Origin of the sequence: Streptomyces barringtoniae (assembly GCF_020819595.1) — a bacterium.
Classification (GTDB): domain Bacteria; phylum Actinomycetota; class Actinomycetes; order Streptomycetales; family Streptomycetaceae; genus Streptomyces; species Streptomyces barringtoniae.
The window spans coordinates 66,033-77,700 of the sequence record NZ_JAJHNP010000022.1 but is presented as its reverse complement, the minus strand read 5'-3'; the positions used below and the strand labels follow the sequence as shown (position 1 = coordinate 77,700).

Annotated in this window: 11 protein-coding genes; 2 read left to right on the top strand and 9 right to left on the bottom strand. The window is 71.6% G+C overall.

The window, feature by feature from the left end:
• A complete protein-coding gene (locus LMU33_RS32305) occupies positions 1 to 822 on the top strand; it encodes a YceI family protein (RefSeq protein ID WP_228624335.1) in 822 nt (273 codons plus the stop codon).
• Between the two features lie 9 nt (positions 823 to 831).
• Positions 832 to 1,302 carry a PPOX class F420-dependent oxidoreductase gene (locus LMU33_RS32300; RefSeq protein WP_228624334.1) on the top strand — a complete coding sequence of 157 codons (471 nt, stop codon included), beginning with the start codon at positions 832 to 834 and terminating at the stop codon, positions 1,300 to 1,302.
• On the opposite strand, the gene LMU33_RS32295 is transcribed toward LMU33_RS32300, so the two are convergent.
• The 9 genes from LMU33_RS32295 to LMU33_RS32255 form a co-directional block, all read right to left on the bottom strand.
• Positions 1,303 to 2,067, bottom strand: coding sequence for a TetR/AcrR family transcriptional regulator (locus tag LMU33_RS32295; RefSeq protein ID WP_228624408.1), 765 nt, complete (start codon positions 2,065 to 2,067; stop codon positions 1,303 to 1,305).
• 36 nt (positions 2,068 to 2,103) lie between these two features.
• On the bottom strand, positions 2,104 to 3,498 hold the full coding sequence (locus LMU33_RS32290) for an MFS transporter (protein ID WP_228624333.1): 1,395 nt from the start codon (positions 3,496 to 3,498) through the stop codon (positions 2,104 to 2,106).
• A 67-nt stretch (positions 3,499 to 3,565) separates the two neighbouring features.
• Positions 3,566 to 5,737, bottom strand: coding sequence for a glycosyltransferase family 39 protein (locus LMU33_RS32285; protein WP_228624332.1), 2,172 nt, complete (start codon positions 5,735 to 5,737; stop codon positions 3,566 to 3,568).
• On the bottom strand, positions 5,734 to 7,245 hold the full coding sequence (locus tag LMU33_RS32280) for a bifunctional glycosyltransferase family 2/GtrA family protein (RefSeq protein WP_228624331.1): 1,512 nt from the start codon (positions 7,243 to 7,245) through the stop codon (positions 5,734 to 5,736). The genes LMU33_RS32285 and LMU33_RS32280 overlap by 4 nt, the downstream gene beginning before the upstream one ends.
• 14 nt (positions 7,246 to 7,259) lie before the next feature.
• Positions 7,260 to 8,924, bottom strand: coding sequence for a sensor histidine kinase (locus tag LMU33_RS32275; protein WP_228624330.1), 1,665 nt, complete (start codon positions 8,922 to 8,924; stop codon positions 7,260 to 7,262).
• Positions 8,921 to 9,661: a response regulator transcription factor gene (locus LMU33_RS32270; RefSeq protein ID WP_228624329.1), complete on the bottom strand. Its 741-nt coding sequence runs from the start codon at positions 9,659 to 9,661 to the stop codon at positions 8,921 to 8,923. Before LMU33_RS32270 ends, LMU33_RS32275 begins: the two co-directional genes overlap by 4 nt.
• 100 nt (positions 9,662 to 9,761) lie before the next feature.
• On the bottom strand, positions 9,762 to 10,118 hold the full coding sequence (locus LMU33_RS32265; RefSeq protein ID WP_228624328.1) for an antibiotic biosynthesis monooxygenase family protein: 357 nt from the start codon (positions 10,116 to 10,118) through the stop codon (positions 9,762 to 9,764).
• Positions 10,119 to 10,223: 105 nt separating this feature from the next.
• On the bottom strand, positions 10,224 to 11,105 hold the full coding sequence (locus LMU33_RS32260; RefSeq protein WP_228624327.1) for a DUF2797 domain-containing protein: 882 nt from the start codon (positions 11,103 to 11,105) through the stop codon (positions 10,224 to 10,226).
• Positions 11,106 to 11,255: 150 nt separating this feature from the next.
• Complete coding sequence (locus LMU33_RS32255; RefSeq protein WP_228624326.1) at positions 11,256 to 11,624, bottom strand: HGxxPAAW family protein; 369 nt, start codon at positions 11,622 to 11,624, stop codon at positions 11,256 to 11,258.
• Between the last annotated feature and the right edge of the window lie 44 nt (positions 11,625 to 11,668).

Sequence of the window (11,668 nt, the reverse complement as noted above, 5' to 3'; positions counted from 1 at the left end):
ATGGGACTGACCGCGAAGATCCGCACGCGGGACGGGTGGGCCGTGTCGCACGCGGTCGTCACGGTGACCGACATGACCGGTACGCAGGTGCTGCGCGCCGAGGCGGACACCGAGGGGGCCGTACGGGATGCCACCGAGCTGGCGCCGGGGGCGTACACCGTGATCGTGACGGCCGTCGGGTACGCGCCCGCGGCCTCCTCCGCGATCGTCACCGCGAGCGGCCGGGCCGAGGTCGGCACGGTCACGCTGGCCCGGCAGGGCGGCACCGAACTGCCGCCGCCCGGTCCCTGGACCATCGACCCGGTGCACTCCTCCGTCGCCGCGGTCGCCCAGCACCTCGGGATCTCCAGCATGCACGGCCGGTTCACGGAGTTCGGCGGCACGATCGAGATCGCACCGGACGACGTCGCCAAGTCCCGTGTGGAAGCGGTGATCAGGGCCGCGTCCGTCGACACCGGCAACGGCATGCGCGACGGGCACCTGAAGTCGGCGGACTTCCTCGACGTGGAGCGGCACCCGGAGATCACCTACCGTTCGACGGGCCTGACCCGGTCGGGCTCCGACCGCTGGACGGTCCACGGCGAGCTGTCCATGCACGGGGTGGTACGACCGGTGGACCTGGCCCTCGCCTACCTCGGCACCGGCGCCGACCCGTGGGGCGGCACGCGGGCCGCGTTCCGCGCGACGGCCGAGCTGCGGCGGGAGGACTTCGCGATGAACTACAACCAGGTCCTCCAGGCGGGCATCGCGGCGATCGGTACGACCCTGAAGGTGGAACTGGACATCCAGGCGGTGCAGGGAGATTCCCTGCCCGCGGTCTAAGGTGCAGGCATGGCACCGAACATCGCTACCAACACCCGCGTATCGCTGGACGAGTTGCTCGATTTCGTCAGGCCCCGCCATCGCGCGCTGCTCATCACGCGCCGCGCCGACGGCGGGCCGCAGGCCTCCCCGCTGACCTGCGGGGTCGACGACTCGGGCCGGATCGTCGTGTCCACCTACCCCGAGCGGGCCAAGACCCGTAACGCCAAGCGCGACCCGCGAGTGAGCGTGCTCGTGCTGAGCGACGAGTGGAACGGGCCCTGGGTCCAGATCGACGGTACGGCCGAGGTCATCGACACACCCGAGTCCGTGGAGCCGCTGGTCGAGTACTACCGCAACATCGCCGGCGAGCACCCGGACTGGGACGAGTACCGCGCGGCCATGGCGAAGCAGGGCAAGTCGATCATCCGCGTGACGCCGGAGCGCTGGAGCCCGGTGGCCACCGGCGGGTTTCCGGCGCGGCTGGTGGAGGGGCAGTAGTCAGCCCCGGGTCACCATCGCCTCGATGCCGGCGATCAGCAGGTCCAGGGCGTAGCCGAAGTCGCGGTCCAGCATCTCGTCGACCGTGTCCCCGCCGCGGGCCGCCATGAGGTCCTTCGACTCCTCGACGACCTCGGCGGTCCCCGGGGCCTCGGTCGCCTGGGCCATCGCCTGCTCGTAGTACTCCTCGGGGCTCAGCCCGGTGTCCGCGATCCGGGCGAAGAAATGGCCCTCGATCGTGCCGAAGCCGTACACGAACTGGAAGACGGCCGAGATCGCCCCCGTCACCCCGTGCGCGGGCAGCCCCGCCCGGCGGACGACCCGCTGGACCGCGCGGGAGAACGCCAGCGAGTTCGGGCCGATGTTGAGATAGCGGCCCGCCAGCGGCGACAGCCAGGGGTGGCGCACCAGCAGCGCGCGGTACTCGGTGGCCAGCCCGCGCAGTTGCTCGCGCCAGTCCTCGCCCTCGGCGTCCGGATCCGGCAGCCGCAGCTCGCCGAAGGCCGCGTCCAGGGCGAGTTCGAGCAGGTCGTCCTTGGTGTCGACGTACCAGTACAGGGACATCGCGGTGACGTTCAGCTCCGCGGCCAGCCGCCGCATGGAGAACTTCGCCAGCCCCTCGGCATCCAGCAGCCGTACGGACACGGTCGTGATCCGCTCACGGTCGAGCCCGGAGGGCTGCCCGCCACCGCTACGACCGCTCCGGCGGGCACTGGCCGCGAGCCACACACTGGCTCGCGGCGACCGACCTGCGTCCTTCACCACCGGCACACCCTCCTCGATTCCGCTCACATACCCATATCACCCGAGCTCCTGGGCGACCTTCCGCTCCGCCCGCCGAAGCAGCCCCGCTGCCACGAACCCACCCAGCAGCACGGCAACCGCCCCCACCAGCTGACCAGCCCCGAGCCCGGCGGACAACGACTCCCCCGAGGCCACGGAAGAGCTGAGCACGGCACCCAGCACGGCCACACCGAGCCCGTTCCCGAATTCGGCGAGGGTGCCGTTGACACCGGCTCCCACCCCCGCCTTCTCCGGGGGGATCGCGCTCATGACGGCGTGCGCCATCGCGGGGTTGGCGACGGCGCACCCCGCCCCGATCAGCACCAGCCCGAGCAGCAACCCGGCGTAGCCGCCGGAGGCAACCGCGATCGCCACCAGCCCCGAGGACATCAGCAGCATGCCGAGCGCGACGGACAACGGCGTGCCCAGCCGTCCGGACCACTTCGCCGACAGCCCCGTGAAGTTGAGCAGCACCACGGTCAGGGCCAGCGGAGCGGTCCGCAGCCCCGCCTCCAGCGGCCCGTACCCGAGCACGAACTGCAGATGCTGGGTCAGCAGGAACAACGCCCCGCCCATGCCGAAGGTGATGAGGACGGCCCCGGCCACCGCACCCGTGAACCGCCGGTCCCGGAAGAGACGGAGGTCGAGCATCGGCTCGCCGACGCGGCTCTCCCACCAGGCGAAGACACCGAGCACCACCACCGCGACGGCGGCGGTGCCCAGCACCCGCGCCGAGGTCCAGCCGTGGTGCGGGCCGGAGATGATCGCGAAGACGAGCGAGGCCATGCCGATGGTGGACAGCAGCGCGCCGAGCAGGTCCGGACGGTCGCCGCGCGGGCTCTTCGACTCCGGCACCAGGGCCGCCACCGCGACCAGGGCCAGCACCGCGACCGGGATGTTGATCAGGAAGATCGCGCCCCACCAGAAGTGGTTCAGCACGAACCCTCCGATGAGCGGGCCCGCCGCGAAGCCGAGCGCGGCGACCGCACTCCAGATGCCGATCGCCTTCGGCTGTTCCTCGGGTGTGAAGATCTGCATGGCCACGGCGAGCGTGGTGGTGAGCAGCAGCGCACCGCCGACGCCCATGCCGGCCCGCGCGGCGATCAGCCGGCCGGTGGAACCGGCCAGTCCGGCCGCCAGGGAGCCGATGCCGAAGAGGGCGAGCCCCGCGATGAGCATCTTCTTTCGGCCGTAGCGGTCGGCGGCGCTGCCCGCGGTGAGCAGCAGTCCGGACTGCACCAGGGAGTAGGCGTTGATCATCCACTGGATGTCGGAGGTGGCCGCGTGCAGCTCGCGGGTGAGCGAGGGGATGGCCACGTTCAGGACGGTGTTGTCGAGCAGCACGGTGAGCTGGGCGAGGCAGATCACGCCGAGGATCAGCCAGCGCTGGGGATGACCTTGGGAAGCAGACATGTCGTACACCGTATAGCGATCACTATACGGTGTACGACAGGTTTTTCTGCCGGCCGGATTCCGCCTGTCAGCCGCTCTTCTTCTGCGTCAGGTCGTAGAAGGTGGCCGAACCGACCGTCACCTTCTTGAAGTTGCTCTCGACCCAGGAGGTGATCCGGGACGACGTACCGCTGCTGCTGCCGCCCATGCCACCACCCATGCCTCCGCCCATGCCTCCGCCCGCGATGAAGTAGTGGATCTTTCCTTCCGCCACGTACTTCTCGAACTGCGCCAGCGTCGGGGACGGGTCGGTGCCGTTGAAGCCGCCGATCGCCATCACCGGGTCACCGGTGGCCAGCTGGTAGCCGGCCGCGTTCTGCGAACCGATGGACGCGGCCACCCAGGTGTACTTCGAGGCGTCCTCGGCCAGGAGTTCCCTGGCGGCGGAGGAGACGTCCGCGCCGTTCACCAGGCCGCCGGCGCCACCGCCGCCGCCCATGCCGCCCTCGCCCGTCCGGCCGGGCACGCCGCCGCCGAAGCCGCCGCCCGGGAAGCCGTTGCCGTTCTGCCGACCTTGCTGCTGACCCGGTCGGCCCTGGCCGTTCTGCTGTCCCGGCTGTCCCGGCATGCCACCGCCGCCGAAGCCGCCTCGCATGCCGCCACCTGGCCCCCGGCCGCCGCCGAAGCCCATCATGCCCGCGCCCGCCGGGCCGGCCGTCGGGATGGAGCCGGTGTGCGCGGACTCCACCGTGCTGAGGGTGTACGCCGTCGGTCCGGCGAGCGCGGCCACCAGGCCCACCGCCGCCACGCCGAGGGCCGCCCGCCGGGAGATCCGGCCGGCGAAGACCAGGCCCAGCGCGGCCGCCATACCCCCGATCAGGACCAGCCACTTCAGCCAGGGGAGATAGGCCGAGGTCCGGTTGAGCAGGACGTATCCCCAGCCGGCCGCGGCCACCACGGACGCGGCCAGGGTGATCGACGCCCAGGTCTCCTTGCGCCGCTCCCACAGCAGCCCGGCGCCCATGCCGACGACGGCCGCGAGGTAAGGCGCGAGCGCCACCGTGTAGTACTGGTGGAAGATGCCCGCCATGTAGCTGAAGACCACCACGGTGATCAGCAGCGAGCCGCCCCACACCAGGAACGAGGCCCGTGTGACGGACGTGCGGCGCGCCTTACGGGTCGCCCACAGGCCCGCGACCAGCAGGATCAGCGCGGCCGGGAGCAGCCAGGAGATCTGGCCGCCGATCTCGGAGTTGAACATCCGGTCCCAGCCGGTGGCGCCCCACATCCCGCCCCCGCCGTTGTTGCCGTTGCCGCCGGGCACGACGCTTCCGGTCTCGTCGCCGTTGATGCGGCCGAGGCCGTTGTAGCCGAAGGTCAGTTCGAGGAAGCTGTTGTTCTGCGAACCGCCGATGTAGGGGCGGGAGGAGGCCGGCCACAGCTCGACGATCGCGACCCACCAGCCGCCGCAGACCACGAGCGCGATGGTGGCGAGGCCCAGCTGGGCCAGGCGCCTGCGCAGCCGCACCGGACCGCAGACGGCGTAGACGATCGCCAGCGGCGGCAGGATCAGGAAGGCCTGCAGCGTCTTGGCGAGGAAGGCGAAGCCGATCGCCGCCCCGGCCCACACCAGCCACCTCGTCCGGCCGTCCTCCACCGCCCGTACGACGAAGTAGCAGGCCAGTGCCATCAGCAGGGCCAGCATCGCGTCCGGGTTGTCGAACCGGAACATCAGCGCGGCCACGGGGGTGAGCGCGAGCACCGCGCCCGCGACCAGACCCGCCGCCGGGCTGAACCGGCGCCGCACCGCCGCGTAGACGACGGCCACCGTGCCGACGCCCATGAGGACCTCGGGGGTGAGGATCGCCCAGGAGTTCAGGCCGAAGATCCTCACGGACAGTTCCATCGGCCACAGGAAGGCCGACGGCTTGTCGACGGTGATGGCGTTGCCCGCGTCCAGCGAGCCGAAGAAGAACGCCTTCCAGGACTTGCTGCCCGCCTGTACAGCCGCCGAGTAGAAGGAGTTGGCGTAGCCGGAGGCGCTGAGGTCGTACAGGTAGAGCAGGAGGGTGGCGGCCAGCAGGCCGAGGAAGGCCGGACGCACCCAGCGGGGATCCTCGGGCCGGCCGCGCCACGGTCTGCGCAGGATCGGCTGCCCGGGCTCGCCGGACTCGGGGGCCCGCGGGGGAGCGGCCGGGGGCGGGCCCCAGACGGTCGTACCGCTCTGCCGGGCGGCCTGCTGGTCGTAGTGCGTGGTCATCGGGGATCCCCCGGATCGGTGTCGTGAGGGCGCACCGGCTGCAGTCGCGCGGTGGCGTCCCTCCAGCTGCCGTCCGCGGCTTCACCGGCGCGGACCTGGGCGGCCGTCGGATACGGCTGCTGGTACGGCACCGGGCGCTGGGGCAGCGGTGCGTACGGAGCGGTCGTGCCGTACGGAGCGGTCGTGCCGTGCGGCGGGGTCGTGCTCGTGCGGTAGGTCGGCGAGGAGAGGGGGTGGGAGGCGCCGACCGCCGAGCCGGTGCCGGACTCGTCGCGGTCCGGGAACACCCAGGCGCGGAAGAGCAGGAACCGCAGCACGGTCGCGGCGAGGTTGGCGGCGATGAGCACCGCCAGCTCGGTGGAGTGCGCCGGGTGGTCGCCGGCCGCGTTCAGGGCGGCCAGGGAGCCGCTGGTCAGCGCGAGACCGATGCCGAAGACGACCAGGCCCTGCGCCTGGTGGCGTACGGCGTCGCCCCGGCCGCGCACCCCGAAGGTGAGCCGGCGGTTGGCGGCCGTGTTGGCGACCGCGGAGACCAGCAGGGCGAGCGCGTTGGCGATCTGGGAGCCGGAGAACTGCCGGAACACGCTGTAGAGGAGGAGGTAGAAGAGGGTGGACAGGCCGCCGACCACGCAGAAGCCGACGAGTTGGCGGGCCAGTCCCGTGGGGACGTTGGTGAGTTCGCGGTCGCGTGGATCGTCGCCGAAGGGCCGGGTGAGCCGGTCCAGCGGGAGCGAACCGGTGGCCAGCGCCTTGCCGACCCGCCAGACGCCCTTGAGGTCGTCGGTGGCGGTCTTCACGATGTGCACGGTGGAGTCGGGGTCGTCGACCCAGTCGACGGGCACCTCGTGGATGCGGAGCCCCGCACGCTCGGCGAGCACCAGCATCTCGGTGTCGAAGAACCAGCCGGTGTCCTCCACCAGCGGCAGCAGCACCTGGGCCACATCGCGCCGGATGGCCTTGAACCCGCACTGGGCGTCGGAGAAGCGGGCCTGCAGCGAGCCGCGCAGGATCAGGTTGTAGGCCCGGCTGATGAGCTCCCGCTTGGGGCCGCGCACGACCCGGGAGGTGCGGGCGAGCCGGGAGCCGATCGCGAGGTCCGAGTGGCCGGAGATCAGCGGCGCCACCAGCGGCAGCAGGGCGTTGAGGTCGGTGGACAGGTCGACGTCCATGTAGGCGAGGATCGGCGCCTCGGACGCGGACCAGACGGTCCTGAGGGCCCGCCCGCGGCCCTTCTGTTCCAGGCGGAAGTTGGTGACCTCGGGGAGCTCCGCCGCCAGCCGCGCCGCCACCATCGGGGTGGTGTCCGTGGACGCGTTGTCCGCGACCGTGATGCGGAAGGCGTACGGGAAGGTTCGCGTGAGGTGCTCGTGCAGTCTGCGGACGCACGGCTGGAGGTCCTTCTCCTCGTTGTAGACGGGGATCACTACGTCCAGGACAGGCGTACCGGCGTCTGCGGCCGGGAGGTGCTCCCGCGCCGGCAGGGTGCCGGGAGAAGAGTCGGTTCGCATGGAACCGACTCAACTCATGCGCCCTGTCGCACCCATGTGGTGGCACTGTGCTGTGCCTGTGAGTGCGATCGCCAGTCGGTTTCGGGCGCGGGCCGCACGGCGGCAGGGACGAGCGCGGGCAGGTGCACGGTGAACACGGTCCGCCCCGGAACGCTGTCGACGGTGACGGCACCCCCGTGCGCGGCCGCGACCGCCTGGACGATGGCGAGCCCGAGGCCCGTCGACCCGGTGGCCCTGGACCGCGCGGAGTCGCCGCGCGCGAACCGCTCGAAGACGTGCGGCAACAGGTCCGGCGGGATGCCCTGCCCGTTGTCCTCGACGTCGACGCACATCCACGGCCCGCGCCGCTGCACGCGCGCGGTGACGGTCGTACCGGGCGGGGTGTGCTTGCGGGCGTTGCCGAGCAGGTTGACCAGCACCTGCTGGATGCGTGCCGCGTCCGCCGACACGAGGGCGGGTTCGTCGGGCAGGTCGAGCCGCCAGTTGTGGTCCATGCCGGCCGCGCGCGAGTCGCTGACCGTGTCCACGACGAGCGGGACGAGATCGGTCTGCTCGAACTGCAGCGGCCGTCCCGCGTCGAGGCGGGCGAGCAGGAGGAGATCCTCGACGAGGAGGGTCATCCGGCCCGCCTCGGACTCGATCCGGCCGAGGGCGTGCCGGGTGTCGGGCCCGACCTGCTCCCGCCCGCGTCTCGTGAGTTCCGCGTACCCGCGGATGGACGCGAGCGGGGTGCGCAGCTCATGACTGGCGTCGGCGACGAACTGCCGTACCCGCATCTCGCTCTGCTGCCGGGCGTGCAGGGCGCCGTGCACATGGTCGAGCATCCGGTTGAGCGCGGCACCGACCTGGCCGACCTCGGTGTGCGGGTCGCACTCGGACTCCGGGACCCGCTCGCTCAGGTTCACCTCGCCCGTGTGCAGCGGGAGTTCGGAGACCCGGGTGGCGGTGGCGGCGACCTTGCGCAGGGGGCGGGTGGCGACGCCGACGATGACGGTCCCGGCGAGGGTGGCGGCGATGAGACCCGCGGCGGTGACGCTGATCTCGACGAGGATCAGGGTGTCGATGGTGCCGTCGGCCTCCGCGGTGGGCAGGGCGACGTAATAGGTGCCGTTGTTGCCGTCGACGTACAGCACCTGGTAGTCGCCGAGCCCGGGGATCTCCGCGCTGTGGATCCTCTGGTCCCTGGCGACGGAGCCGAGCGCCTTGAGCTGGGGGGCGGTCAGCGACTTGGCGCTCATCTGCGGGACGTTGTTGTCGTCCTTGGACTTGTTGCCGACCTTGGCGTCGGTGATGACACCGTTCTCGACCTTCGCCGCGATGGTGCCGCTGGGCTGCGGGCCCCGCGCGACGAAGTCGGCCGGCTTCGTCTCCTTGGAAAGGCGCTTGTCCTGCTCGTCGCCCTGCTGGTCCGGCGGTGTGACACCGTTCTTCAGCCCGCCCGGCACCGGCCCGAACCCGCCCGCCGCGCGCGCGGAGGCCTCCCGGAGCTGGCCGTTCAGCTGGTCGTACAGATGCGAGCGCAGCGCCACCGTCGTGACGGTGCCGATCACCGCGCACACCACGGCGATCAGCACCACCGACGCGACGACGAGCCGGGTCCGCAGGGTCCGCGGCTGTCCAGCCCGTAGGTTCTGCCGCTTCTGCCGTTGCTGCGGACCCGGCCGTCGTCGCCTGCTCATGACACGGCGGGCTTGATCAGATAACCCGCGCCGCGCCGGGTGTGGATCATCGGCTCGCGCCCCGCGTCGATCTTCCGCCGCAGATAGGAGATGTACAGCTCGACGACGTTGGCCTGCCCGCCGAAGTCGTACGACCACACCCGGTCCAGGATCTGCGCCTTGCTGAGCACCCGCCGCGGGTTGCGCATGAGGAAGCGCAGCAGCTCGAACTCGGTGGCGGTGAGGTGGATGGACTCCCCGGCCCGCGACACCTCGTGGCTGTCCTCGTCGAGCGTCAGGTCTCCCACCACGAGCACGGAGTCGGAGCGCCGGTCGGCGGCCCCGGAGCGGCGGATGAGCCCCCGCAGCCGCGCCACGACCTCCTCCAGGCTGAACGGCTTGGTGACGTAGTCGTCGCCGCCGGCGGTGAGCCCGGCGATACGGTCCTCCACCGCGTCCTTGGCGGTCAGGAAGAGCACGGGCACGTCCGGCAGCTCGCGCCGCAGCCGCCCGAGGACCGTCAGCCCGTCCATGTCGGGCAGCATCATGTCCAGCACGACGGCGTCGGGCCGGAACTCACGGGCGGTCTGGACGGCGCCCTGTCCGTCCCCCGCACTCCTGATCTGCCAGCCCTCGTAACGAAGAGCCATGCTCAGCAGTTCGGTGATCGACAACTCGTCGTCCACCACAAGCACTCGGACGGGGCTCCCGTCCGGCCTCAGCAGTTCGGTGCGCCCCTGGGGCGAGGTCGTGGTCATGGTGCACACCTTGACGAGGCCCTCTGAGAAGAGGCTTTCCCCAATCTGTGATTTTCCTGAGAAACACACAGGCGCCTCTCAGGCGGCGCCTGGGAAGCGCTCACTCCCTCGCGAAGACGCCCGCGTGCTCGACCCTGGCGATGTGGATCGCGTACCGCTCGTACCACCGCTCCCGGCCGCGTCGCTTGGCCGCGAGGTGCGCCGGGTGACCCCGCCACCGCTCGATCCCGGCGAGATCCCGGAAGTAGGCGACGGAGATGGCGAGTCCGCCGGGGGTGTGGGCGAAGTCCTCACCGAGGAAGCCGGGGACTTCGCGGACGAGCCGGGAGAGCTGCTCGGCGGTGCGCCGGTATCCGTCGGGGTCGTCGTCGGTACGGGCCGAGGTGAAGACGACGGCGTAGTAGGGGGGTTCGGGGAGGGCGGCAGGTTGTACAGGAGTCTCGGTTTCGTAGCTCATGTCAACCACGGTCGGCCGCAGGCCCGTTCGGTGTCCATGGCCCTTGCCGAAAGGGATCCGTACGGGATCCGAGTCTTTACCTGCACCGCCTTCAGCTCGCAGCCCTCAGAACAGCCCCTCCTGCGGTCGCGTGAACTCCCGCAGCGGAAAGGTGAGTCCGGCGGCCACCGCATCGTCCGGGGACACCGACACCAGCTCCCAGCCGGTCATCAGCCGTGTGTCGAGCACGACCACCGCACGCCCGACCACCGCCAGATGCAGATCGGGCCCGGCCGCCGCGACCAGCTCACCGCTCACGCGGCCCCCCGGGACGAGCTCCACCACCTCCCCGAGGGCCGGGGAAACAGCGTCGAGCCCGAACACCCCCGTGTGATCGACCACTTCACAGGGCTCCGGCCGCAACGACCCGGGCCACCCGCTGAGCGCCACGGCCCGCGCATGCAGCTCCCGCACCTGCGCCGCACGCTCCTCCCCGGTCCCCGGCAAGGCCGACCGCACCGCCCGCTTCTCGGCGTACGGAATCCGGTCCGGCACCCGGAGCGCGGCCCGCAGCAGCTCCTCTGTGCGCCGGGCGGCCATCAGCGGGCCGGTGCCCAGCCAGCTGAAACAGACGGCCCCCTGCTCCAGCAGCCGGGCGGAGCCCCGCTCGACCGCGGTGATCCCGACCTTCACCATGGCGGGCCCGAACCACGCCAGATACACCCGGTACGGCCGCGGGTCGTCGGCGATCGTGTCGGCGGCCACCGAGTGCGCCCGGTCCAGCCGCGCGCACTCCTCGCACCGGGCGCCCCTGCTCCGCGCCGGCACGGCAGCACGGGTGGGGCAGGCATGCCCGCGCGCTCCCACACACTGCCGGACGCTCCCCTCCGGCACGGCGAAGCCGACCCGCTTCCCCCACGGCAGCGCACTGCGCCGCCCGCCGTCCCACACCAGCGCGGGACCGGCCGGCGACCAGCGGAGTCCCGAGCACTTCCATACCTGTGCCATCACTCGTCAGGGTATGGCTCGGGTCTGACAACGGGTTCCGGGCGCCGGGACCGTCACAGGGCGCGCGAAGGCCCGAAGCCGCAGTCCTGTTGTGCGACTTCGGGCCTGTCTGTCACCGAGCCGCTTCGTGCAATCCGGTGCAACGTGCCTTCACTCGACAGATGACAGAGGTACCGATTCGGCGCCCGTCGTCCGCACCGCCCCCGCCGCCACGACCACAGCCCGCCGCCCCCGACCGGCCAGTCGGCAGCCGACGCATTCCGGATGCCCCTCCCGGGCCTGCGCGTCCCGGACCCGCATCCCCCACTCCCCCCGCGGCCGCACTCCCGGCGGCTTGCCCCAGCCGGCGAGATGCAGGACCCACGTGACCAGAACACTCACGGCCACGACGGCGAGGCCGCCCGCGACCAGGGGCAGCGAGGCCGTACACACCCCCAGCCCCGCCACACCGCTGCCCACCGCCGCGATGCCGAAGCCGGTCCAGCCGGCGACGGTGTGTCCCTCGTCGTACAGACTCATACAGCACCTCCGGGAACGAGACCCAAATTCCCTCACGAGCTAAG